This window comes from Candidatus Accumulibacter sp. ACC005 (genome assembly GCF_907163215.1).
In the GTDB taxonomy this organism is placed as follows: domain Bacteria; phylum Pseudomonadota; class Gammaproteobacteria; order Burkholderiales; family Rhodocyclaceae; genus Accumulibacter; species Accumulibacter regalis.
The window spans coordinates 172,609-196,077 of sequence record NZ_CAJQUB010000015.1; the positions used below are offsets into that span (position 1 = coordinate 172,609).

Here is a 23,469-nt window from a genome sequence, read left to right on the forward strand (position 1 = left end):
CCCCCTCAATGCCCGGCGGCACGGCTGCTGATCAGCACCAGATGCCGCTCGCCGGTAAGCCCCGGCACTGCCAGACGATGTAGCGCGTCGACCGCGACGTCTGCCGGCAAACGCGCAATCTCGGCCTGCGGGCAGATGCCCTTCATGGCCAGCCAGTGGCCGTCCACTTGCAACAGGTGACGCGAAAGCCTGACCAGCTCGGCCAGATCGGCGAAAGCGCGCGCGGTGATCGCCGCGAAAGAAAACGCTGGCCGATACTCCTCGACCCGCCCGCAGTGTACGGCAATATTCGCCAGTTCCAGCTCAATTGCCGCCTGCCGCAGGAAGGCGCTCTTCTTCGAATTGCTGTCGAGCAGGACGACGCGCAGCTCGGGGCGGGCGATGGCCAGGGGGATCCCGGGCATGCCACCGCCGCTACCGACATCGAGCAGGCTCTCGGCGCTCAGGAAGGGCAGCACCGCCAGTGAATCGAGCAGGTGATGGCTGACCGTCTGCGCCGCATTCGGCACTGCGGTCAGGCGGTAGGTCCGGTTCCATTTCTCGAGCAGCGTTGCGTAGGCGAGCAACTTGTTCTGCGCGCTCGCAGTGAGCTCGATGCCCAGATCCTGCAAGCCCCGTTCGAGTTGCTCCGCCGCAGCCATCAAGCGCTGCCAGCAGCGCGCAGGCGCTGAGCGTCCGACTCGCCACGCTTGAGGCACACCGTCAGGATCGAGATCGCCGCCGGCGTCATGCCCTGAATTCGCGACGCCTGGCCGAGCGTCTGCGGGCGCTGCAGCGACAGCTTTTGCTGCACCTCTCGTGACAGGCCGCCGACAGTGGCGAAATCGAAGTCGGGCGGAAAGCAGCGTTCCTCGTTGGCCAGGCTCCTGGCCACTTCTTCCTGCTGGCGTTCGATGTAACCCTGATACTTGGCCTGGATTTCAACCTGCTCGATGACCTGCGCATCGGTCAAGCCGGCGTCAGCCGACGCCTCGCCAAAGCGCAGGCTCATCAATGCCGGGTAACTCACATCCGGACGGCGGAGAAGATCGTGCAGGCTGTACTCGTGCTCCAGTTCCCTGCCGAAGACGCGCAGCGCCTCGCCGTCGGCAAGCTTTCCCGGCTGTACCCAGGTCGATTTCAGGCGCTCCTGCTCAGCGCCAATCGCTGCGCGCTTGGCGCAGAAAGCCGCCCAGCGTCGATCGTCAACCAGACCGAGGCGGCGACCATGTTCGGTCAGGCGCATATCGGCGTTGTCCTCGCGCAGCGAAAGGCGATACTCGGCGCGGCTGGTGAACATGCGGTAGGGTTCCGCGACGCCGCGGGTAATCAGATCGTCGACCAGCACGCCGAGATAGGCTTCGTCACGACGCGGTGTCCAGGACTCTTTCTGCTGCGCCAGCAGGGCGGCGTTGACCCCGGCCAGCAAGCCTTGCGCGGCAGCTTCTTCGTAACCCGTCGTGCCGTTGATCTGACCGGCGAAGAACAGTCCGCCGATGGCCTTCGTCTCCAGCGACGCGTTGAGCGCGCGCGGGTCGAAGTAATCGTATTCGATGGCATAGCCCGGACGCAGGATGTGCGCGTTCTCGAGGCCGCGAATCGAGCGCACGATCGCCAGCTGGACGTCGAACGGCAGGCTGGTCGAGATCCCGTTGGGGTAAATCTCGTGCGTGTTCAGACCTTCCGGTTCGAGGAAGATGTTGTGGCTGTCCTTGCCGGCGAAGCGGTGAATCTTGTCTTCGATGGAAGGACAGTAGCGTGGGCCGACGCCCTCGATGACCCCGGTGTACATCGGCGAGCGGTCGAGGTTGGCACGGATGATGTCGTGCGTGCCGGCATTGGTACTGGTAATCCAGCACGGCAGCTGCTGCGGGTGCCGCGCCGCGTCGCCAAGAAACGAGAAGACGGGACGCGGCTGATCCGAATGTTGCTCGACCAGCCGCGAAAAATCGATGCTCCGCCCGTCGAGCCGCGGCGGCGTGCCGGTCTTCAGCCTCCCGACCGGCAATTGCAGCTCGCGCAGCCGTGCCGCCAGCGAAACCGCTGGCGGGTCACCCATGCGTCCGCCAACCATGTTCGACATGCCGACGTGGATCAGTCCGTTGAGAAAAGTACCGGTGGTCAAGACCACCGCTCGCGCCGAAAAACGCACGCCGAGCTGGGTCACCACCCCGGCAACCCGGTCAGCTTCGACGATCAGATCGTCGCAGGCTTGCGCGAAAATGGTCAGATTCGGCTCGTTTTCCAGGCGACGGCGAATCGCCTGCCGGTAGAGGACACGGTCGGCCTGCGCCCGCGTCGCACGCACCGCCGGACCCTTACTGGAGTTGAGGGTGCGGAACTGGATGCCCGCCTCGTCGGTCGCCTCGGCCATCGCTCCACCGAGCGCATCGACCTCTCTGACCAGGTGCCCCTTGCCAATGCCGCCGATCGACGGATTGCAGCTCATCGCACCGAGGGTGTCGAGGTTGTGCGTCAGCAGCAGGGTCTTCATTCCCGTGCGCGCCGCGGCCAGGGCCGCCTCGGTGCCGGCATGGCCGCCACCGACGACAATCACCTCGAAACGGTCAGGAAAGAGCATGGGCAGTCCGGCCTTCCTCGCGCACTGAGCTGCGCAAAAGAGCGGAATTCTACGGCAGTTCGCTGAAAAATAACAGGTTTCAGCGAGCGCGAGAGCGCGGCGCCGATCCTCTCAACTTGGTGCATATAGCGCTTGGCTATGACTCGAATTGCGAGAATCAATTGGAACAATGCTGTCGAATCCACTACCATCGGCTCGTCGATTCAGTTCATTCACTCAACCCGAAGGAGAGCTCAAGATGTCCTTGATCAATACCGAAATCAAACCGTTCAAAGCAACCGCTTTTCACAACGGCAAGTTTGGCCCCGTCTCCGACGCCGATCTTAAAGGCAAGTGGTCGATTGTCTTCTTCTACCCGGCCGACTTCACTTTCGTCTGCCCGACCGAACTCGGTGACCTGGCCGACGAATACCCTTCGTTCCAGAAACTTGGCGTCGAAATCTACGCGGTGTCCACCGATACGCACTTTACCCACAAGGCGTGGCACGACACTTCCGAGACAATCAAGAAGATCACCTACCCCATGATCGGCGACCCGACCGGCGCGATCACCCGCAACTTCGAGGTGATGATCGAAGAGGAAGGTCTGGCACTACGCGGCACCTTCGTCATCAACCCCGAAGGGGTCATCAAGGTGTGCGAGATTCACGACCTGGGCATTGGTCGTGACGCCAAGGAGCTGCTGCGCAAGGTGCAGGCTGCCCAATACGTCGCCAGTCATCCGGGTGAAGTCTGCCCGGCCAAATGGACTCCGGGCGACGCGACGCTCGCTCCGTCACTCGACCTGGTCGGCAAGATCTAGGAGCAAACGCTCACTCACGCTGGCGGATGCTCCGCGCAGCGTGAGACCGGGTCCCAACGCAAAGGGGCCGCGAAGCGATGCTTGGCGGCCCCTTTGCGTTGGGACCCTTTCCATGCCACTCGACAAGGACGCAAGGACATGCTCGACGCCAACATCAAGACTCAACTCGTCGCCTACCTGCAGAAACTGCAGCGAACGATCGAGATAGTTGCTTCGCCGGATAGCAGCGAAGCCGCCCGCGAGATGCTCGCCCTGCTGCAGGAGATTGCCGCGCTCAGCGACAAAGTAACCCTCAGGGAAGACGGCAACGCTGCGCGCAAGCCGTCGTTTTCGGTCGGTCTGCCGGGTGAAACGGCGCGCATCAGTTTTGCCGGCATCCCCATGGGGCACGAATTTACCTCGTTGATTCTCGCCCTTCTACAGGTCGGCGGTCACCCGGCGAAGGTCGACGCCAGCGTGATCGAAGGAATTCGCGCCATTCCCGGCGAGTTCCATTTCGAGACCTTCATTTCGCTTTCCTGCCACAATTGCCCGGACGTCGTGCAGGCGCTGAACCTGATGGCCGTCACCAACCCCGGCATCAGCCACCAGATGATCGACGGGGCGTTGTTCCAGGACGAAGTGAGTGCGCGCCAGATCATGGGCGTGCCGACGGTGTTTCTCAACGGTGAGCCCTTCGGCCAGGGCCGCCTGGCCCTGGAGGAGATCGTCGCCAGGATCGATTCCGGTGCCACCCGGCGGGAAGCCGAGAAGATCAGCGCTCGCCAGCCTTTCGACGTCCTCATCGTCGGCGGCGGCCCGGCGGGCGCAGCCGCCGCCATCTACGCGGCACGCAAGGGAATCCGCACCGGCGTGGTCAGCGAGCGTTTTGGCGGGCAGGTACTCGATACCCTGGCGATCGAGAACTTCATCTCCGTCAAGGCCACCGACGGGCCGAAGCTCGCTGCCGGACTCGAGGAGCACGTCAGGGAGTACGACGTCGATATCATGGATCTGCAGCGCGCCGAAGCGCTGCTGCCACAGGCCGCCGGCAGCCTGACCGAGATTCGCCTGGCCAGCGGCGCAACGCTGCGCAGCAAGACGGTGATCCTGGCTACCGGTGCGCGCTGGCGGGAAATGAACGTTCCCGGCGAAAAGGAGTACCGGGGTCATGGCGTCGCCTACTGCCCGCACTGCGACGGACCATTGTTCAAAGGCAAGCGGGTGGCGGTGATCGGTGGCGGCAACTCGGGCGTGGAAGCGGCAATCGACCTTGCCGGCATTGTCGGCCACGTCACGCTGCTCGAGTTCGAGGCGACCCTGCGTGCCGACGCGGTGCTCCAGAAGAAGCTGTTCAGTCTGGGCAACGTCGAGGTGATCACCGAGGCGCTGAGCACGCAAGTGAGCGGCGACGGCGAGAAGGTCGACGGCCTGTTGTACACCGACCGCGCCAGCGGCGAAAAGCGGCGCATCGACCTCGCCGGTATCTTCGTGCAGATCGGTCTGTTGCCGAACAGCGAGTGGCTCAAGGGGACGCTTGAGTTGTCGCCACGCGGCGAGATCGAGATCGACGCCCGCTGCGCCACTTCACTGCCGGGCGTTTTCGCCGCCGGCGACGTGACCACCGTCCCCTACAAACAGATCGTCGTCGCCATGGGCGAGGGCACCAAAGCTGCGCTTACCGCCTTCGATCACCTCATCCGCAGCGAGCCCTGCTGAACAGCACGGGCAGCGAAGTCGGCGCCCGGCTCGCACCGCCAGCGGTCAGCGACGCTGCTGGGCGCTGACCCCGCGCGGCGAGCTGACTCCCTGGCTTGCCCGCCAGGGCACGGTCAGGTAATGTGCCAGTCATGAGGACACCCGAGACGACCGCCGATCTGCTCCACAAGATGAGCAAGGAGCTGGCGCTCAAGCGGGCCTTGCTCATCGATCGCTATCCCAACGCACGCAGCTCGCTGCGCATCATGCTTTCGGCACTGGGTGTCACATCGGTGCATAACGCCGGCACCTCGGCCGAAGTTCTCCGGCAAGTGCGCATACATCATTTCGACATCATCCTCTCCGACTACCAGCTCGAGGACGGACGCGACGGCCAGCAGCTGCTCGAAGAACTGCGCCAGCAACGCCTGGTGGCGTTATCGACGGTATTCATGCTGATTACCAGCGAGCGCGCCTATCACAATGTCGTCTCGATCGCCGAACTGGCCCCGGATGACTACCTGATCAAACCCTTCACCGCCGACGAGCTGCACGGCAGGCTGGTACGTGCGCTGTACCGCAAGCAGTTCTTCGCGCCGCTCTACGAACATCTCGACAACGGCGCCTTCAGCGACGCGCTGAAGGCCTGCCAACGCCTGCTCGCGCAGGAGAGCGGCTTCCTTTTCGACCTGCTGCGCTTCAAGGGCGAGATTCTCAACGTGCTCGGACGTCCAGCCGAAGCCCAGGCGGTATTCGAACAGGTGCTGCAGCAGCGCGTGGTGCCCTGGGCACGCATGGGTCTGGCGACCGCGCTGCGCAGCCAGCAGCGTCTGGCCGAAGGCGAAATCGTCGCCCAGGCGCTGATCGACGATTTCCCGGAGTTCATGGCCGCCTACGATTTTCTCGCCGAAGTACGTGAAGAGATGGGCAAGCTGCGCGAGGCCCAGGAAGCCTTGCAATCGGCAGCGCTGATCTCGCCCAACAACTCGGCCCGGCAACGGATGGTCGGCGACGTGGCGGCGCGAAACCAGGACTTCAAGACCGCCGAACGCGCCTACGGAAAAGTGCTCGAGCGCAGGCGTGGATCTTCGCTGAACAACATCGACGACTATTCCAATCTCGCGCGCGCAATGCTCGATCTGGGACACGTCGAAGGTGCCAAGCGGATTGCCGGCGAACTCCGCCGCGACTGGCGCGGCAGCAAACAGGGCGAACTGGCAGCCCTGGTCGTCGATGGCTTATGCGCGAACAAGGAGGGCGATCCGACCAAAGCCAGGCTGGCCGTCGAGAAAGCTCTCGTCCTGCACGATGGCTTGAAGGCTGACGGCAAGGATGGCCTGGTTTCGAGCAAGCAGGCGCTCGATCTGGCACACGCGTGCCTGGCCACGGGCAACGAAGCCAGCGCCCAGGAAGTGGTCCGCAAGGTCGCCGCCGAGAACCACCAGGACCGCGCGATGATCGCCCAGATCGAAAGCATTTACGCCAAGACCGGAAACGAAGTAACGGGTCAGGCGCTACTCGCGCAGGTCGGCAAGGAAATTGTCGACCTCAACAACCGCGGCGTGCTTGCCGCGCGCAGTGGCGATCTCGATGGCTCGGTGAAGCTGCTCATCGAAGCCGCCGAACGGGTACCCAACCTGCAGTTCCTGGTCAACGCCAGCAAAGCCATTTTCACCCTTCTCGAACTCAAGGGATGGAATCCCGCGCTGGCCAAGCGCGGTCTCGGCTACCTGCAGATGGCTCAGGAAAGGGACCTGCGCAACCCCAAGGTGATTGCCGCACGCGAGATGTACCAACGCGTCTCGCGCAAGTACGGGATTGCTGTCATCCCCTTGTCGGCGACGCGCAAGCAGGGCGACAAACCGCACGCCTGAGCCGCCAAGCAGACAGACTCAAGCGAAGGTATCGTACGCAAACTTGATGATGAAAGCGCTGACGACGCACAAGAACACCTTCCTGACGAAGCCACTGCCGTGCCGCAGTGCAAGATGGGTACCGATCAGGGATCCAAGAACATTGCAGCTGGCCATGAGCACGGCAACGCCGAGCAGGATGTGACCGTTGGGGAGGAAATAGCCCATCGCCGCCAGGTTGGTGGCCACGTTCACGACTTTCGACGCTGCCGAGGCGTGCAGGAAATCGAAGCCGAAAAAACGGATAAAGAGAAAGATCAGGAAACTGCCGGTACCGGGCCCGAAGAAGCCGTCGTAGAAGCCAATTGCACCGCCAACGATCAGCGCATAGACGAACTCGCGGCGACCCGTGTGCTGCGGCCGATGAACGGCACCGAATTCACTGCGCGCGAAGGTGTAGATGGCCGCGCCGATAAGCAGCAGGAGGATCAGCGGGCGCAACAGCTCTGGCGGCATCCAGGCAACTGCCGCCGCTCCGAAATAGGAGAAGACGAATGCCGCGATTGCCGCCGGCAAGGTCGTTCGCCAAGGCATGTTGACCCGACGCGAATAGCGCCAGGCGGCGTTGCTGGTTCCGAAAACACTGGAGAACTTGTTGGTGCCGAAGAGGGTCGCTGGCACTTCGTTCGGCAGCGTCGTAAACAGCGCCGGGATCTGAATCAGACCGCCGCCGCCGACGACCGCGTCGATGAAACCGGCGAACAAGGCGGCCATCCCCAGGGCGAAGAAAACGGACACTTCGGCGGGCGTAAACTCCATTCAGCGCTGTGCCACGAAGAAGACTCGCTTGAACGGGAACAAGGTATGGCCGGCACTGGTGCGCGGATAGACGATTGCCAGCGGTGCGCGATAAGCGGCCAGAAACTGCTCTCTGGCGACCTCGTCAAGACGGGACAGATAGGGCACCAGCGTCGTTCCCTTCATCCATTCGATGATCGCGTCGTCACCGCCGAGTGCCTGCCAGTAGGTGGTCTCCCATATGTCCAGATGGCGACAGTGTGGCGACAGCAGACGGTGGTACTCGGCCGGCGTGAGAACCTTGCCCATCTCGATGCCGCCGAGCGTCTGTTGCCAGCGATAGTCATCGGTCAGCTTGCGCAGAATCTGATGCGACGGAGAAGTGAAGTTCGACGGCATCTGCACGGCCAGCACGCCACCGTCGGCGAGTTGCGCGATCAGCGCGGGCAACAGCTGCGGGTGATCGTCGAGCCAGTGCAGTGCGGCGTTCGAAAAGATCAGATCAGGAGCCACCGATGGCCGCCAGGCGGCGATGTCGGCCTTCTGCCAATCGATCGGTGAAGCCGTCGATGAGGCTTTCCTGAGCATTGCCGCATCACTGTCAATGCCGATGATCCTGGCCTGCGGCCAATGTTCGGCGAGCAGTCGAGTGATGTTGCCGGCGCCACAGCCAAGGTCAACCACGTTCCTGGGGCAGCTGCCGCCAAGACGGGCGATCAGATCGAGCGCCGGTCGCCGCCGGGCTTCGACGAACTTGAGGTATTGCTCGGGGTCCCAGCTCATTCCCTATAATCCTTTGTTTTGACGCGCCCTGGACAGCGGGCAGAAAGTCAGCAGCGGCCTTACTTGCCGATGCAGAAGCGTCCGAAAATCTCGCCGAGAAGGTCGTCAGCAGTGAACTCGCCGGTGATCGTCGCCAGCGCCAGTTGCGCCAGACGCAGCTCTTCCGCGAACAGCTCCAGCCGTGGCAGTTGTGCCTGCGCCTGCTCGATGCGCTCTCGGGTCTGCTGCAGGGCACGCAAATGGCGTTCGCGGGCGATGAACACGTCTTCGGCCGGATGCCAGCCAGCAATGCGCAACAGGGCCTGGCGCAGGAGGTCTACGCCGTCGCCCGATCTGGCCGAGAGGGCGATGGTCACGCCGTCGGCGTCATCGGTGCTGGTCGCGGTGCGGCCGGCAAGATCGATCTTGTTATGCACCGTCACGCGGGCAAGATGACGGGGCAACTGCGCGACAATGGCACGGTCTGCTTCGCCAACGCCGGTGCACGCATCGACCAGCAGAACGACCACGTCTGCCCGCTCGATCTCGCGCCAGCTGCGTTCGATGCCGATCTGCTCGATCGGATCGGCAGTTTCGCGCAGGCCGGCGGTATCAATCACGTGCAGTGGAATGCCCTCGAGCTGAAGGGTGCTGCGCACAACGTCGCGAGTGGTTCCCGGCAGGGACGTAACGATCGCCAGGTCGTCGCCGGCAAGGCAATTGAGCAAGCTGGACTTGCCGACATTTGGCTGGCCGGCGAGGACGACGTGCAGACCACCGTGCAGCAAGCGGCCCTGCTGAGCGCGGTCAAAGACCTGTGTCAGGCGTTGTTGCAGGCGACCAAGACGGCCGACAGCGTCGGCGGCTTCGAGAAAATCGACTTCGTCTTCCGGGAAATCCAGGGTCGCCTCGACCAACGCGCGCAGCTCGATCAGTTGTTCGAGCAAGCCATTCACTGCGCGGGAAAACTCACCCTGCAGCGAGCGCACGGCGCTGCGCGCTGCGGCTGCGGTTGCGGCGTCGATCAGGTCGATGACCGCTTCCGCCTGCGCCAGATCGAGCTTGCCGTTGAGGTAGGCGCGGCGGGTGAATTCGCCAGGCTCGGCCAGGGTCGCACCAAGCTCCAGACAACGCGCCAGGAGCATTTTCATGACCACCGGGCCACCGTGGCCGTGCAGCTCGACGATGTCTTCGCCGGTAAACGACTTCGGCGCGGGAAAGTGGAGTAGTAGGCCGCTGTCGATGACGCTACCGTCAGCAGCCTTGAACTCGGCGAGCGTCGCCACGCGGGCAGCCGGTTGCCTGCCACTCAGCGCCGTCGCGAAGTCCAGTAGCTTCGTTCCCGAGACGCGGACTATGCCGATGCCACCGCGACCGGGAGCGGTCGCGATGGCGGCTATGGTCGCTGCCGTTTTGCCCGACTCAGGCTTTTGGGTCGTTGGCGGCTTTCGCGCCACCTTCCATCATCCGCGTGATCTGCCATTGCTGGGCAATCGACAGGGTGTTGTTGACCACCCAGTAGAGCACCAGGCCAGCGGGGAAGAAGAAGAACATGGCGCCGAAGATGAACGGCATCATCATCATCACCTTTGCCTGGATCGGATCCGGCGGCGTCGGGTTGAGCCTGGTCTGGATGAGCATGGTGACCACCATCACCACCGGCAGCACGTAGTAGGGGTCGCTCGCCGAGAGGTCGGTAATCCAAAGTATCCACGGTGCATCACGGATTTCGACCGCACCAAGCAGGGCCCAGTAGAGGGCGATGAAGACCGGAATCTGCACCGCGATGGGCAGGCAGCCGCCCAGCGGATTGATCTTTTCGCGCTTGTAGAGCTCCATCATTTCCTGGTTGAGCTTCTGGCGGTCGCCGGCGTGCCGCTCCTTGAGCTTGACCAGAAGTGGCGTCACGGTACGCATCTTGGCCATCGACTTGTAGCTGGCTGCCGACAGCGGAAAGAACAGCAACTTGATGGCGACGGTGAGCAGGACGATCGCCCATCCCCAGTTGCCGACGACATTGTGGATCGCCTGCAGACACCAGAAGATTGGCGCGGCGATGATCGTCAACCAGCCGTAGTCGACAACCAATGGTAAACCTTGCGCGCCGAGTCCGCCCTCGGCCTTCGGCAGTGCCAGACGATCGAGGGTTCCTTGCAACTGCGGGCCGGAATAGAGGGGAACGGAAAAAGCGGTCTTCGAGCCAGGTGCCGTAAGCGGCACCGGCAAGATGACGCCGGCTGCCACCAACTGGTCTACGTTGCCATCCAGCTTGCGCATATAGAACTCGCGTGGCAGTTTCTCGGGAGGAAGCCACGCGGCGACGAAGTAGTGCTGAACCATGGCGATCCAGCCATTCTCGGCCTGGGTAACGAACTTGGCCTTGCCAGCTTCGATGTCGGCGAAGTGCACCTTCTGAAACTTTTCCTGCTCCGTGTAGACGGCTGGACCGGTAAAGGTCGACACCATCCGGCTCTCGCCCTCGGGAGCCTTGGTATCGCGTTGAAACTGGTAGTAGGCATGAAGCGCCACTTCCTTGTCGCTAGCGTTGTCAATCTCCTGAGTGATGTCGATCAGGTAGCTTCCGCGCGTGAAGGTGTAGATCTTGGAAACCCTTACGCCATTGACAGGCGGCGCCTCGAGGCGAAACTGCAGAGTCTTGGCGTCACCGCCGAGCTCGCGGGGGCCGGGCAAAGCAGAGAAGACCGTTTTGTGGTTTGGCAGACCGTCGCCGATCAGGCCGCTTTGCGCGGCGTAATGATGACGACGCTCGAAGAGCGCGAAATCCTTGCTTTTAGCCTCGGTGTCCTTGTAGTTGTGCAACACCAGGCGGACGATGTCACCACCCTGCGCTGAAATCTCGGCAACGAAAAGGTCAGTCTTGATGGTGAATGACTCGCCCGCTGGCGCGACCGGTGCCGCTGCTTCGCCGGGTACCGTCGGCAGCGGCGAATGCAGGCTTGCCGACGGCTGTGGCGCCGCGGCATCGCTCGACCCGGGGGCCACCGCCCCGGCTGTCGCCATTGGGGCGACTGGCGGCGGCTGATTGTATTTCTGCCAGGCATCCCAGAGCATGACCAGCGAGAAGGAGAAAACCAGCAACAGGAGCAGGCGTCGGTTATCCATGAAAGCCTATACGATTCAATTGATATTCAGGGTACGGGATCAAAACCACCCGGATTCCACGGATGACAGCGGAACACCCGCTGCAGGGCAAGGCGTCCTCCCTTGCCCGCGCCATACTTTTCAACGGCTTCCGCCGCGTACTCCGAACAGCTGGGGAAGAAACGGCAACGACGCCCAAGAAGGGGACTTATCGCGTAGCGGTAAAAGCCTATCAGCGCGAGGAGCAACGGTTTCATCAGTCCATTATTGTGGTGAGGTCATCTTGCTCAGCAGACGCTGGATCTCCAGCGCCAAAGCTTCCCGGTCAATTGCTTTCGGCTTGACCGCCAGACGCAACACGAAATCATTGCAGCGAAGGCGGGCGCGCAGCAGGCGAAAATTCTCTCTTGCCAGTCGCTTGACCAGATTTCGATCGACCGACCGGCGCAGAAAGCGCTTGGCAACAACCAGGCCGAGCCGAGCATCGGGGAGGTTCTCCGCGTCGCGAGGGCGGTAATGTAGCAGGAAATGCCGGCTTTTTAGCGCCTTCCTGAAACCAAAAACGGATGAGTACTCATCCGTTTTCAATAGGCGGTAGCGCTTTGAGAAAGAGGCAGCGGCGAACGAAAGATCGCTGACGGGATAGGTCCTGCCGCTCAAACCGCCAAGCGGTGACGACCTTTGGCTCGACGAGCACGGATGACGGCACGCCCGCCACGAGTAGACATGCGGACGAGGAAGCCGTGGGTGCGCTTGCGACGAACCACCGACGGTTGATAAGTGCGTTTCATGGTTAAACCCTTGAAGTCATTGCGAAGTGAACGCGTAATTAGACAGCTTTAGAGCAAAGCTTGTCAAGACCATATTTTGACTGAAGCTGTGGATAACTTTCGTTCAACGGGTTAGAATTGACCTTTGAGCGCTCCAGACAAGACAACAAATGCGAAGCGCCGAGGGTCAGCGGCAGGTCTTCGCTATCAGCCTCGTGCAGGTAGCCTGCGCCACACGGCGATAGCGGTCCATCTCAATGATTTTCAAGCTGTCTTGTCATGGCGAACGGCTGCCGTTGCGCTCGTGCATCGGCGCACTATTTCGGGATTTTACTCCATGATCATTGATGGCTAGCTTTTGGTCCGCATGTCTGAGCCAGTTCGAGCAGGAACTTCCGCCTCAGCAGTTCAGCACCTGGATTCGGCCCCTCGTCCTGCAGGGAGAGGAGGACTGCGCGCGCGGATTGCGGCTTCTGGCGCCCAATGGGTTCATTCTGAAATGGGTCAAGGAACGCTACCTGGCACGCATCGAAGAGTTGGCGAGCGAGCACTTTTCGATGCCGGTCAACGTCGTCTTGAGCCTCGGCGAACGCGTCACACCGCCAAATCCACCGGCGCCCGGAACAAATAACCCTGCGCAGCGAAATGATGGCCGCCCGATTGCTGCGCTGGCGGCGGCTGCCGTCAGTGCCAACTCACTCGCCGAAAGAGACCGTACCGCATACGAAAAAACCCGCTTGATCAAGACCTTTACCTTTGACAACCTGATCGTCGGCAAAGCCAACGATCTGGCGCGCGCCGCTTCGCGGCAGGTCTCGATCAACCCCGGGGAGACCACTTACAACCCGCTTTTCATCTATGGCGGCGCTGGTCTCGGCAAGACGCACCTGATCCACGCCATCGGCAATCACATACTCGACAACTATCCCGACCGGGTCGTCCGTTACGTCCATGCCGAAGACTACTACTCGGACGTCGTACGCGCTTACCAACAGAAGTCCTTCGACGTCTTCAAGCGCTACTACCGCTCGCTCGACGTTCTACTGCTCGACGACGTACAGTTCTTCAACGGCAAGAACCGTACCCAGGAGGAATTTTTCTACGTTTACAACGCCCTGAGCGAAACGCGCAAACAGATCGTGATCAGCTGTGACACCTATCCGAAGAACATCTCGGGTCTTGAAGATCGTCTGATTACACGTTTTGATTGGGGACTGACCGTACAAATCGAACCTCCGGAGACGGAGATGCGGGTGGCAATTCTCAAGAAGAAGGCCGAAGGCGATGGCGTTGCGCTTGACGACGAAGTGGCGTTCTACATCGCTAAACACCTGCGCTCCAATGTGCGCGAACTCGAAGGTGCGCTCAAGAAGGTACTCGCCTACTCGGCGTTCCACGGTCGCCTGATATCGCTGGATCTGGCCAAGGAAGCGCTGAAGGACGTGATTGGCGCCGTCAACCGCCAAATCACCGTCGACAACATCCAGAAGACGGTTGCCGACTACTACAAGATCAAGGTGGCCGACCTGTTCTCGAAGAAGCGCACGCGAGTGATCGTCCGGCCACGGCAAATCGCCATGTGGCTGACCAAGAATCTGACCACGCTGAGCTACCCGGCCATAGGCGGCGCCTTCGGTGGGCGCGACCATACCACGGTGCTGCACGCGGTACGCACCATCGATGACCTGCGTACCAAGGAGAACGAACTCAACCACGACGTGCACGTGCTGCAGCAGGTCCTCAAGAGCTAGGGTGGCGCGTGTAGAAGTCCGTGGAAAAAGTGCAAAGGAAAAGTGGAAAAAGAGGGCAAAAGGTCCCTGTGGATAAATTGTTCGATTTGGTCCACAGGAGAAAACAGACTTTTTTCAGTTCGAAAAATCTTGTCAACGCATTGAATAAAAACATAAATTACAAAGTATCAACAGACTTGTTCCGACTATAGTCTTTATAGGATTTATATATATGCTTCTTATTAAAACAAGACGCGACACTCTGCTGGCACCCTTGCAGGCGGTTTCGGGGATAGTTGAGAGGCGTCACACCTTGCCCATTCTGTCGAACGTTTTGCTCGAAAAGCGCGGCGACGTACTGACCCTTCTGGCAACCGATATAGAAATTCAGATCACCAGCTCGACGAGCGGAGCAACCGGCGATGGCGATGGCGCCGTGACCGTCGGTGCGAGGAAGCTACAGGAAATTTTGCGTTCCCTGCCGGAATCCGTCGAGGTGAGTCTGGTGCTGGACGACCGGCGCTTGCAGCTAAAGGCTGGCAAGAGCCGTTTCAGCCTGCAGACCCTGCCGGCAGATGACTTCCCATGCCTGGCGATGGCTGAGGGTGAAGTCCGGCGCTTCAGTGTTCCGCAGAAGGAGTTTCGCAGCTTGTTGGCGCAGACTCAGTACGCGATGGCGGCTCAGGACGTTCGCTACTACCTTAACGGTCTGCTGCTGCTCGTCGACGGTCGCGAGTTGCGCGCCGTGGCCACTGACGGACATCGCTTGGCCTACGCCAGCATGCCACTTGAAGATTCTCCCGAGGCCCTGCGCGCCGACGGAGCAACGCGCCAGGAATTGATCCTGCCACGCAAGACGGTAATCGAACTCAACAGGCTGCTAAGCGATAGCGACGAGCCGCTGGTCATCGAAATGCTGCCCAGCCAGATTCGCTTCAAGTTCGCGAACATCACTCTGGTCTCCAAGCTTATCGACGGTCGCTTCCCCGACTACGAACGCGTCATTCCGGCCAGCCTGAGGAACGTGGTTTCGGTCAGCCGTGCCCAGTTGCTGCAGTCCATGGTCAGGGCGGCGATTCTGACCAATGAGAAATTTCGTGGCGTTCGCCTGATGCTGGGTGAAGGCAGTCTCAAGATCATGGCCGCCAACGCCGAGCAGGAAGAGGCGCTGGAAGAGATAGAGGTGGAGTACGACGGCGAACCACTGGACGTTGGTTTCAACGTCGCTTACCTGCTCGACGTGCTGAACAACCGCTCTGACGAGGCCATCGAATGGGGCTTCAACGATGCAAATTCGAGTGCCTTGCTGACCATACCGGGCAACGAGCGGTTTCGCTACGTGGTCATGCCGATGCGCATTTGAGGTGACGCGAGGGCTCATGAGGAGCAGCAGTGGTTAAACCGACGAAAGACAGTTTGGATCAAGAATGACTGAAGAAAACGAGCAACCGGCCTACGATGAAACAAGTATTCAGCAGCTGGAGGGCCTGGAGGCGGTTCGCAAGCGCCCCGGGATGTACATCGGTGACACCTCGGACGGCACGGGTTTGCACCACATGGTTTTCGAGGTGGTCGATAACGCCATCGACGAGGCACTGGCCGGTCACTGCGACGATATTGTCATCACCATTCATGCTGACAACTCGATTTCGGTGACCGACAACGGGCGTGGAATTCCCACCGGTATCAAGTTCGACGACCGTCACGAACCGAAGCGCTCGGCCGCCGAGATCGTCATGTGCGTGCTGCACGCGGGCGGAAAATTCAACCAGAATTCGTACAAGGTTTCCGGGGGGCTGCACGGAGTTGGCGTCTCCTGCGTCAATGCCTTGTCGAAATGGCTGCGCCTGACCATTCGCCGCGACGGTCAAAAGCACTTGATCGACTTCAACCGGGGCAAGGTCGTCGATCGCCCGATCGAGATTCAGAAGGGAGTAGAGGTGTCGCCGACGAGGGTCGTTGGCAGCACCGAGAAGCGTGGCACCGAGTTGCATTTCATGGCTGACGAAGAGATCTTCGGCGTTGTCGAATTCCACTTTGAAATCATCGCCAAGCGTCTGCGCGAGCTGTCGTTTCTGAATAACGGGGTCAAGATCCGCCTGGTCGACCAGCGCAACGGCAAGGAAGAGAGCTTTGCCTTTCTGGGCGGCGTTCAAGGTTTCGTCGAGTACATCAATCGCAGCAAGTCGGTACTTCATCCGAACGTTTTCCACGCTGCCGGCGAGTCGATGAGCGTCAATGGTCCGATCAGCGTGGAAGTGGCCATGCAGTGGAACGACAGCTATGCGGAACAGGTGCTGTGCTTTACCAACAACATTCCTCAGGCCGACGGTGGAACGCACATGACCGGCCTGCGGGCAGCGATGACGCGGGTCATCAACCGCTATATCGAAGAAAACGAGATTGCCAAGAAGGCCAAGGTTGATATCGCCGGTGACGACATGCGTGAAGGTCTGGCATGCGTGTTGTCGGTGAAAATGCCGGATCCGAAGTTTGCCTCGCAGACCAAAATGAAGCTGGTTTCGTCGGAGGCGCGGCCGGCGGTCGAAGAGGTCGTGGCGGCCAAGCTGAGCGAGTTTCTTCAGGAGCGGCCGCTTGACGCCAAGGTGATTACCGGCAAGATCGTCGAAGCGGCGCGGGCACGTGACGCGGCTCGCAAAGCAAGGGAAATGACCCGACGCAAGGGTTTGCTCGATGGCGTGGGCTTGCCCGGAAAGCTGGCCGACTGCCAGGAGAAGGACCCTGCGCTTTGCGAACTGTACCTGGTCGAGGGAGACTCCGCCGGTGGCTCCGCAAAGCAGGGTCGCGATCGCAAGTTCCAGGCCATCCTGCCGTTGAAGGGAAAGATCCTTAACGTTGAGAAGGCGCGCTTCGACAAGCTTATTTCGTCGCAGGAAATCGTCACCCTGATTACCGCGCTCGGTACCGGTATCGGCAAGGACGAGTACAAGCCGGAGAAGCTGCGCTATCATCGTCTGATCATCATGACCGACGCCGATGTTGATGGCGCACACATCCGTACCCTGCTGCTGACCTTCTTCTATCGTCAAATGCCCGAGCTGATCGAGAATGGCCACATGTACATAGCGCAGCCGCCGCTGTACAAGGTCAAGCACGGCAAGACCGAGCGCTACATCAAGGACGATCAGGCGCTCAAGCAGTTCCTGCTGACCCTCGCCCTGGAGGGTTCGGTGCTTACCCCGAAAGCCGGAGCGGCGGAGATTTCCGGCGCTGCTCTGGAGGAACTGGCGCGTGAGTATCTGCTCGCCGAGGCGGTCATCAACCGTTTGTCACACCTGATCAATCCCGAAGTTCTGCATGCCTTGATCGATGCCAATCTGAAGGTCGACGTCAGCGACCAGGCGGCGGCCACCGCCAGCGCCGTCGCTCTCATGCAAGCCGTTGGCGGCAAGCTGGGAATCAACATTTTCGCGCGTTATGACGACGCCGAGGAACGCTGGCAGCTACGCCTGGAAAAGGTGCTGCACGGTAATCTCAAGGTGGGCGTCATCGATGACGATCTGCTGGTCAGCGGTGATTACGCGCAATTGCGCAAGACCGCCGAGATCCTGGCCGACCTGTTTGGCGCTGGCGGCGTCGTCGTTCGCGGTGAAAAGCAACAGACCGTCGGCAGCTTCGCTGAAACAATGCAGTGGCTACTCGGCGAAGTCGAGCGTACGGTGACCAAACAGCGCTACAAGGGACTCGGTGAAATGAACCCGGAGCAGCTTTGGGAAACGACCATGGATCCGAAAGTGCGTCGCTTGCTCAAGGTTCAGATCGAAGACGCGATCCGCGCCGACGAGATCTTCACCACCTTGATGGGCGAGTTGGTCGAACCGCGGCGCCATTTCATCGAGTCGAATGCCCTGGCGGCACGAAACATCGACGTCTGAGTAATGGCCGGATGAGCAAACATCCGGACTTTCCCATGGCGACGGGGAGGAATGACCGCTGCGCCGGGTTTTTGGCAGGAAATGCTTCACACATAAATGCGCAGGCGAACGGACGAAGTCGGTTCAAGCGGCTAGCCGCCGCCAGCCACAGCTCGTATAATTCGCACAATAGAGTCGTGGCCGCAACAAGAAAACCGCATCGGTCTATGTGTAACCATCGGCATTGTCCGTCGGTGGCACGTGGTCCACACAATCTCATCTTGGAGAAAGTACACAATCATGACGATACATCTCTACTTTTCGCTGGTCCCCGAAGCCCTGATCGCCTCAATGCTGGAACCTGAGCAGTTCGGGCAATACTACGCAACCGGCCATAGCTACAAATCCAAGGGACAAGCGATCTTCTTCGAGGTCGATCCAAAATTCCGTCATGAGTTCTTCAACATTGATGAGGGTTTTGAACGCTGTGTCGCGCACCCCGATGGCACGCCCAAGAACTCGGTCTATATTTCTGTTTACCGGGTGCTTGAGCACATCCCGGTGAGCGCTCTGGGCAAGCTGTATCTGGGCACCGCGTACGGGCAGACACTGGGCTTGAGCCGCGCCGATTCGTTTCCGGCGAAGGGGAAGGGCTTGCACATGTACCAGGACCTCGCACCGATCAACAGTCTGGTGGTCAGCGCGCAAGACCCCAAGACGTACTATGAAAAGGTCACCAGTCAGCCCAACAAGTTCATTCGCTTCCCTGGCCTGTGCTTTGTTGAACTGGAGCTAGGCGCACTGGCGACGGATCCGGGAGCTGGGGCCGTTGGCGATCTGCCGTACTCGTTTGTTCACCACCTCCGCGAGGCCTTGCTTGAAGTTGATCCAGCCGGCAAGCAAAGCAAGCTGGTGCATCGCGTGCACTCGCTTGAGTTCCCGTATCGAATGATCAAGAATGGTATCTATATTGGTAACGGTTCTGATCTCGTCTTCTATAAGATGCCTTCACATGAAGAGCTGCGCCAGGATCACAGCAGTTGGTGGCGCTCGTGTAACCTGTAAGTACTAGTCAGCGATGAACCGAGACGGAAGACTGTCTCGGTTTTTTCTTGCGCCAAACAGCAGTTATACCGTCGGTGACAGGTCGGCAACGCCGGTAGGACCTTGCCGAATCGGCCGGCAGCTAGCCGGAACCGCGAAGACAAGTAGCGAATATTGCTAATACCGTGAGGCACCGCTACGCCTCTCCATTGATTGCCGAGTTGGCGATCACTGTGGCACTCCAACTGCCCCTGCGCGTGATGCGGCGAGGTGGCAAGAGCATTAGCGATCGCGGCATAGACAGCGCAGGGAATTCGCACTTCTCAGACGCGCGGAAATTTCCGTACCTCCCTCCAACCCCCCCGTTGCGCAGTACGTTCGGCGTTCTCGTCCCGTGACTGGACGGCCGCAGCCACACGTATCGCGTCACGAGCGCGGAGTTGTGTGCCGAAAAAATAGTTGGTTCTCATTTGGAATCATGCGAGTTGTATGTTTCATGAACTACCCGCAGGGATGATTCATGACACAGACGGCCGCCTGAAGCCGCTACTTTCGGGTTTCTCAACGTCAGCAAAGGATATTCGAAATGTGTTTTAGGAAGGCCTGAAAGGATTATCGATCGTCGCTTCTAAAAGCGCGTCAGCGGAGAGAGAACATGCTTATGTGCTTTACGTGTAGGCGCTTGGTATTCTCTATACCTTGCCCATAACGCATTGATGCGTAATAGGGAAACTATTTGTCGTGACAGATTGACCATGCTCGAAAGGCGTGCCGATAAGCCGCCAATAGTGCGTGAAAAGCGGTTCTGATAGGCCCCGCTGGGTACGCTTGACACGCCCTATTGGCGCGGAGATACTCGCCGCGGCGGTACTGAATAGCGACTTCTCCCGCCCAGAAAACCGGACACTTCCAAGGATATGGCGAGCAAATAGTAACTCTATCTGGACCCCTCTAATATGACATTCGCTCACAATGCACTGGCCCCTCCGCGCTCCAGCTTTGCAACTTTTCTGTTGTCGGCGTTACTCTTATTGTCTGCTGTGACGTCGCTTCCAGCCCTCGCCGCCACGGAGGGCCACGTCTCCGAAGTCAACCTTGTTCTTCCCGATCTGGCAGATACCGCTCTGGTAAGCTTCTTCGGTGGTATCTCGGGCTGGACACTTCTTTCCTACGGACTTCTCGTTGCTGTCGGTGGCCTCACCTTCGGCGCCGTCATCTACCGCCGGATTCGACGCCTGCCGGTGCATCGCTCGATGGCCGAAATCAGCGAACTGATCTACGAGACCTGCAAGACCTACATGATCACGCAGGGAAAGTTCCTGCTGATTCTGCAGGCTCTTACCGCGGTCATCATGATCGGCTATTTCTATTTCGTCCAGCAGCTGGCGGCTTCCGAAGTGGCTACGATCCTGGCGTTTTCGGTGATCGGTATTGCTGGCTCGTTCGGCGTTGCCTGGTTCGGGATACGCATCAATACCCTCGCCAACAGCCGCACGGCATTCGCCTCGCTGGCCGCGAGGCCGTATCAGATTTACGCAATTCCGATCACCTCGGGGATTTCCATCGGCATGCTGCTGATCTCCACCGAGTTGCTGATCATGCTCTGTATCATGCTCTTCATCCCGGCCTCTCTGGCCGGCAAGTGCTTCATCGGATTTGCCATCGGTGAGTCGCTGGGTGCCGCTGCACTGCGCATCGCCGGCGGCATCTTCACCAAGATCGCGGATATTGGTTCCGATTTGATGAAGATCGAATTCGGCATTCAGGAAGATGACGCGCGCAACCCAGGGGTAATCGCGGACTGTGCCGGCGACAACGCCGGCGACTCGGTTGGCCCAACCGCCGACGGCTTCGAGACCTACGGCGTTACCGGGGTGGCACTGATTACCTTCATCATGCTCGCCGTGCCAGAACCGGCCGTCCAGGTTCAGCTGCTGGTCTGGCTGTTTGCCATGCGCGTAATGATGATTGTCGCTTCGGCAATTTCATACTTCGGCAATCAGATGCTCGCGCGGCGTCTATATGGCGACAAGCAACGCTTCAATTTCGAAGCGCCACTGACGTCGCTGGTCTGGATCACTTCGCTCGTCTCGCTGGTGATCACCTTCATCGTGTCGTACCTGCTGATGGGACAGTTCGCTGTCAACGGCAGAGCGTACGCGGACCTCTGGTGGCAGATTTCGCTGATCATCACCCTTGGCACGCTGGCCGGTGCGATCATTCCCGAGGTGGTGAAGATATTCACGTCGACCAACTCAAAGCATGTGCGCGAAGTGGTGACCGCGTCCGAGGCCGGCGGCGCCAGCCTCAACATTCTGTCCGGACTCGTTGCCGGGTACTTCTCGGCATTCTGGATCGGTGTGATCATCGTCGGGCTGATGTCCGGTTCCTACCTCCTGTCGCAGTACGAGCTGACCGCGGTGATCAATCCCGACTCAGCCAAGGCCGCCATGATGGCCGCTGTGTTCTCTTTCGGGCTCGTCGCCTTCGGCTTCCTGGGAATGGGCCCGGTAACGATTGCCGTCGATAGCTACGGCCCCGTGACCGACAATGCGCAGTCGGTGTATGAGCTTTCGATGATCGAGCAGGTTCCTGATGTCGCCGCTGAGGTCAAGCGGGATTTCGGCTTCGATGTCGATTTCACGTCGGCGAAGTTCCTGCTCGAGGAGAATGATGGGGCGGGCAATACTTTCAAGGCCACTGCCAAGCCGGTGTTGATCGGCACCGCGGTGGTCGGTGCGACGACCATGGTCTTTTCAATTGTCATGCTGCTAACTGGCGGGTTGACCGAAAACCTCGACAAGCTGTCGTTGCTGCACCCGCCGTTTCTGCTCGGCCTCGTTGCCGGTGGCGCGACGATCTTCTGGTTTTCCGGCGCCAGCACACAGGCCGTATCGACCGGGGCCTACCGTGCTGTCGAGTTCATCAGCACGCACATCAGACTCGATGTGGTGGTCAAGGCGTCGCCAAAAGACAGCAAGAAGGTCGTCGAGATCTGTACGATCTACGCACAGAAGGGCATGTTCAACATCTTCATGGCGGTATTCTTCGGAACCCTGGCCTGCGCCTTCATCGAGCCGTTCTTCTTTATTGGCTACCTGATTTCGCTGGCCATCATCGGTCTATATCAGGCCGTTTTCATGGCTAACGCCGGTGGTGCGTGGGACAATGCAAAGAAGATTGTCGAGACCGAAATGCACGCCAAGGGAACCGATCTGCACACCGCGTCGGTGGTCGGCGACACCGTCGGCGACCCGTTCAAGGATACCGCCTCGGTGGCCATGAACCCGATTATCAAGTTCACGACGCTCTTCGGTCTGCTGGCGGTCGAGATGGCGGTCGGGCTCCAGGCACAGGGACAGCAGGGAGTCGTAATTGCTCTGGCTGCGCTGTTCCTAATCGTGAATCTCGTCTTCGTATTCCGCAGCTTCTACGGAATGCGCATTCTCGCCAAAAAGGCGACGGTGTAGCGGTACGCTACGTTGGCCATACAACGGGCCCCTGGGTGCCAGGGCTTCGCGGGGTATCGCCGACAAGGCAATAACCAAGAACGTCGAATAGGGTCGACTATTTCAGGGAGGATTCAAACATGTCGGTGCATCTCTACTTTTCGCTGATACCTGAAGCACTGATCGCGTCCATGCTGCCACCGGAGAGGTTCGGCCAATACTACGCCACGGGCCACAAGTTCAAGTCGAAGGGGCAGGCGTTGTTCTTCGAGGTAGATCCGTCATTTCGCCACGAATATTTCGACATCGACGGTGCATTTGAGCGCTGCGCGGAGAAGCCGGATGGTACGCCGAAGAACTCCGTCTACATCTCGATGTATCGCGTGATGGAGCATCTCTCGATGGAGGCGATCGGCCAGCTTTACCTGACGACCGCGATGGGTGCGACGCTGGGATTGAAGCGTGGAGAGGGATTGCCGAAACCCGACCAGGAGCGGCACATGTTCCAGGACCTGGCACCGATCAACAGCCTAGTGGTCAGCCTCCTCGAACCGGAAAAGTATTACGTGGACGTGACCACCCAACCATCGAAGTTCTTCCGCTTCCCGGGGATGTGTTTTGTCGAACTCGAACTTGGCCCGCTGGCGCGCGATCCCGAGAACGGCCAGGAAGGCGATTTGCCCTATTCGTTCCTGCTCCACCTGCGTGAAGCCTTGCTCGAATTGCGGCCAGGGTCGAAGCAGAACAAGCTCGTGCATCGGGTGCACTCGCTGCAGTTCCCGTATCGAATGGTCAAGGGCGGCTTCTTCCTGGGCATTGGTGAGCAACTTGTTCACTACCCGATGCTCTCGCACGACGAACTGCGCAAGGATCACAGCAACTGGTGGCGTTCGGCCAACCTGTGACGCCAGAGGAATGTTTCAGTTGATCTGGAGAAGTTTCCGCCTTTCGCCGCATCGACGATTGCGTGCTGCGCGCCATCGATTCTGACCGATGTTTCTTGCCGTTTTTCGTGGATACCGGGCAAGCTCCGTTTCTCACAGTTGA

The 23,469-nt window shown here is 59.9% G+C and carries 18 protein-coding genes; 9 read left to right on the forward strand and 9 right to left on the reverse strand.

Annotation, left to right across the window (positions count from 1 at the left end):
• Positions 1–5 precede the first annotated feature (5 nt).
• Positions 6–641 carry a 16S rRNA (guanine(527)-N(7))-methyltransferase RsmG gene (gene rsmG / locus QZ613_RS18670; RefSeq protein WP_291983537.1) on the reverse strand — a complete coding sequence of 212 codons (636 nt, stop codon included), beginning with the start codon at positions 639–641 and terminating at the stop codon, positions 6–8.
• Positions 641–2,560 (reverse strand): tRNA uridine-5-carboxymethylaminomethyl(34) synthesis enzyme MnmG, encoded by a 1,920-nt coding sequence (mnmG, locus tag QZ613_RS18675; RefSeq protein WP_291983539.1) that lies wholly within the window; start codon positions 2,558–2,560, stop codon positions 641–643. The genes rsmG and mnmG overlap by 1 nt, the downstream gene beginning before the upstream one ends.
• A gap of 238 nt (positions 2,561–2,798) precedes the next feature.
• On the opposite strand from mnmG, the gene ahpC reads away from it, so the two are divergent.
• From ahpC to QZ613_RS18690, 3 genes are all read left to right on the forward strand, one after another.
• The gene (gene ahpC / locus QZ613_RS18680; RefSeq protein ID WP_291983541.1) at positions 2,799–3,362 is read left to right on the forward strand and encodes an alkyl hydroperoxide reductase subunit C; all 564 of its coding nucleotides are present in this window, start codon (positions 2,799–2,801) and stop codon (positions 3,360–3,362) included.
• Positions 3,363–3,500: 138 nt separating this feature from the next.
• Complete coding sequence (gene ahpF / locus QZ613_RS18685; protein ID WP_291983543.1) at positions 3,501–5,060, forward strand: alkyl hydroperoxide reductase subunit F; 1,560 nt, start codon at positions 3,501–3,503, stop codon at positions 5,058–5,060.
• 131 nt (positions 5,061–5,191) lie between these two features.
• The gene (locus QZ613_RS18690) at positions 5,192–6,913 is read left to right on the forward strand and encodes a response regulator (RefSeq protein WP_043562536.1); all 1,722 of its coding nucleotides are present in this window, start codon (positions 5,192–5,194) and stop codon (positions 6,911–6,913) included.
• An 18-nt stretch (positions 6,914–6,931) separates the two neighbouring features.
• On the opposite strand, the gene QZ613_RS18695 is transcribed toward QZ613_RS18690, so the two are convergent.
• From QZ613_RS18695 to rpmH, 7 genes are read right to left on the reverse strand one after another with little or no spacing between them, the layout of a single operon-like run.
• Positions 6,932–7,711 (reverse strand): TSUP family transporter, encoded by a 780-nt coding sequence (locus QZ613_RS18695; protein WP_043562535.1) that lies wholly within the window; start codon positions 7,709–7,711, stop codon positions 6,932–6,934.
• Entirely contained in the window at positions 7,712–8,473 is a 762-nt protein-coding gene (locus QZ613_RS18700; RefSeq protein ID WP_043562533.1) for a methyltransferase domain-containing protein, read from the reverse strand. It lies immediately after the preceding gene.
• A 59-nt stretch (positions 8,474–8,532) separates the two neighbouring features.
• Positions 8,533–9,909: a tRNA uridine-5-carboxymethylaminomethyl(34) synthesis GTPase MnmE gene (gene mnmE, locus QZ613_RS18705; RefSeq protein WP_291983545.1), complete on the reverse strand. Its 1,377-nt coding sequence runs from the start codon at positions 9,907–9,909 to the stop codon at positions 8,533–8,535.
• Positions 9,875–11,575, reverse strand: coding sequence for a membrane protein insertase YidC (yidC, locus tag QZ613_RS18710; RefSeq protein WP_043562530.1), 1,701 nt, complete (start codon positions 11,573–11,575; stop codon positions 9,875–9,877). The genes mnmE and yidC overlap by 35 nt, the downstream gene beginning before the upstream one ends.
• Positions 11,576–11,601: 26 nt before the next feature.
• The gene (yidD, locus tag QZ613_RS18715; RefSeq protein WP_291866834.1) at positions 11,602–11,811 is read right to left on the reverse strand and encodes a membrane protein insertion efficiency factor YidD; all 210 of its coding nucleotides are present in this window, start codon (positions 11,809–11,811) and stop codon (positions 11,602–11,604) included.
• 7 nt (positions 11,812–11,818) lie between these two features.
• Positions 11,819–12,214: a ribonuclease P protein component gene (rnpA, locus tag QZ613_RS18720; RefSeq protein ID WP_291983547.1), complete on the reverse strand. Its 396-nt coding sequence runs from the start codon at positions 12,212–12,214 to the stop codon at positions 11,819–11,821.
• A complete protein-coding gene (gene rpmH, locus QZ613_RS18725) occupies positions 12,211–12,345 on the reverse strand; it encodes a 50S ribosomal protein L34 (RefSeq protein ID WP_081444259.1) in 135 nt (44 codons plus the stop codon). The genes rnpA and rpmH overlap by 4 nt, the downstream gene beginning before the upstream one ends.
• A 326-nt stretch (positions 12,346–12,671) precedes the next feature.
• Between rpmH and dnaA the strand changes: the two genes are divergently transcribed.
• From dnaA to QZ613_RS18755, 6 genes are all read left to right on the forward strand, one after another.
• A complete protein-coding gene (dnaA, locus tag QZ613_RS18730; protein ID WP_291983549.1) occupies positions 12,672–14,075 on the forward strand; it encodes a chromosomal replication initiator protein DnaA in 1,404 nt (467 codons plus the stop codon).
• A 211-nt stretch (positions 14,076–14,286) separates the two neighbouring features.
• Positions 14,287–15,417, forward strand: a complete 1,131-nt coding sequence (gene dnaN / locus QZ613_RS18735; protein ID WP_043562523.1) for a DNA polymerase III subunit beta — start codon at positions 14,287–14,289, stop codon at positions 15,415–15,417.
• 64 nt (positions 15,418–15,481) lie between these two features.
• Positions 15,482–17,950, forward strand: coding sequence for a DNA topoisomerase (ATP-hydrolyzing) subunit B (gene gyrB, locus QZ613_RS18740; RefSeq protein WP_043562521.1), 2,469 nt, complete (start codon positions 15,482–15,484; stop codon positions 17,948–17,950).
• A 279-nt stretch (positions 17,951–18,229) separates the two neighbouring features.
• Positions 18,230–18,994, forward strand: coding sequence for a hypothetical protein (locus QZ613_RS18745; RefSeq protein WP_043562518.1), 765 nt, complete (start codon positions 18,230–18,232; stop codon positions 18,992–18,994).
• A 935-nt stretch (positions 18,995–19,929) separates the two neighbouring features.
• A complete protein-coding gene (locus QZ613_RS18750) occupies positions 19,930–22,443 on the forward strand; it encodes a sodium-translocating pyrophosphatase (RefSeq protein WP_291983552.1) in 2,514 nt (837 codons plus the stop codon).
• Positions 22,444–22,562: 119 nt separating this feature from the next.
• A complete protein-coding gene (locus QZ613_RS18755) occupies positions 22,563–23,327 on the forward strand; it encodes a hypothetical protein (RefSeq protein ID WP_291983554.1) in 765 nt (254 codons plus the stop codon).
• The last annotated feature ends 142 nt before the right edge of the window (positions 23,328–23,469 follow it).

Excerpts from the sequence above, each read along its gene's own strand:
- rsmG (WP_291983537.1), bottom strand. The coding sequence starts at position 641 with ATGGCTGCGGCGGAGCAACTCGAACGGGGCTTGCAGGATCTGGGCATC.
- mnmG (WP_291983539.1), bottom strand. The coding sequence starts at position 2,560 with ATGCTCTTTCCTGACCGTTTCGAGGTGATTGTCGTCGGTGGCGGCCAT.
- ahpC (WP_291983541.1), top strand. The coding sequence starts at position 2,799 with ATGTCCTTGATCAATACCGAAATCAAACCGTTCAAAGCAACCGCTTTT.
- ahpF (WP_291983543.1), top strand. The coding sequence starts at position 3,501 with ATGCTCGACGCCAACATCAAGACTCAACTCGTCGCCTACCTGCAGAAA.
- QZ613_RS18690 (WP_043562536.1), top strand. The coding sequence starts at position 5,192 with ATGAGGACACCCGAGACGACCGCCGATCTGCTCCACAAGATGAGCAAG.
- QZ613_RS18695 (WP_043562535.1), bottom strand. The coding sequence starts at position 7,711 with ATGGAGTTTACGCCCGCCGAAGTGTCCGTTTTCTTCGCCCTGGGGATG.
- QZ613_RS18700 (WP_043562533.1), bottom strand. The coding sequence starts at position 8,473 with ATGAGCTGGGACCCCGAGCAATACCTCAAGTTCGTCGAAGCCCGGCGG.
- yidC (WP_043562530.1), bottom strand. The coding sequence starts at position 11,575 with ATGGATAACCGACGCCTGCTCCTGTTGCTGGTTTTCTCCTTCTCGCTG.
- yidD (WP_291866834.1), bottom strand. The coding sequence starts at position 11,811 with ATGAAACCGTTGCTCCTCGCGCTGATAGGCTTTTACCGCTACGCGATA.
- rpmH (WP_081444259.1), bottom strand. The coding sequence starts at position 12,345 with ATGAAACGCACTTATCAACCGTCGGTGGTTCGTCGCAAGCGCACCCAC.
- dnaA (WP_291983549.1), top strand. The coding sequence starts at position 12,672 with ATGGCTAGCTTTTGGTCCGCATGTCTGAGCCAGTTCGAGCAGGAACTT.
- dnaN (WP_043562523.1), top strand. The coding sequence starts at position 14,287 with ATGCTTCTTATTAAAACAAGACGCGACACTCTGCTGGCACCCTTGCAG.
- gyrB (WP_043562521.1), top strand. The coding sequence starts at position 15,482 with ATGACTGAAGAAAACGAGCAACCGGCCTACGATGAAACAAGTATTCAG.
- QZ613_RS18745 (WP_043562518.1), top strand. The coding sequence starts at position 18,230 with ATGACGATACATCTCTACTTTTCGCTGGTCCCCGAAGCCCTGATCGCC.
- QZ613_RS18750 (WP_291983552.1), top strand. The coding sequence starts at position 19,930 with ATGACATTCGCTCACAATGCACTGGCCCCTCCGCGCTCCAGCTTTGCA.
- QZ613_RS18755 (WP_291983554.1), top strand. The coding sequence starts at position 22,563 with ATGTCGGTGCATCTCTACTTTTCGCTGATACCTGAAGCACTGATCGCG.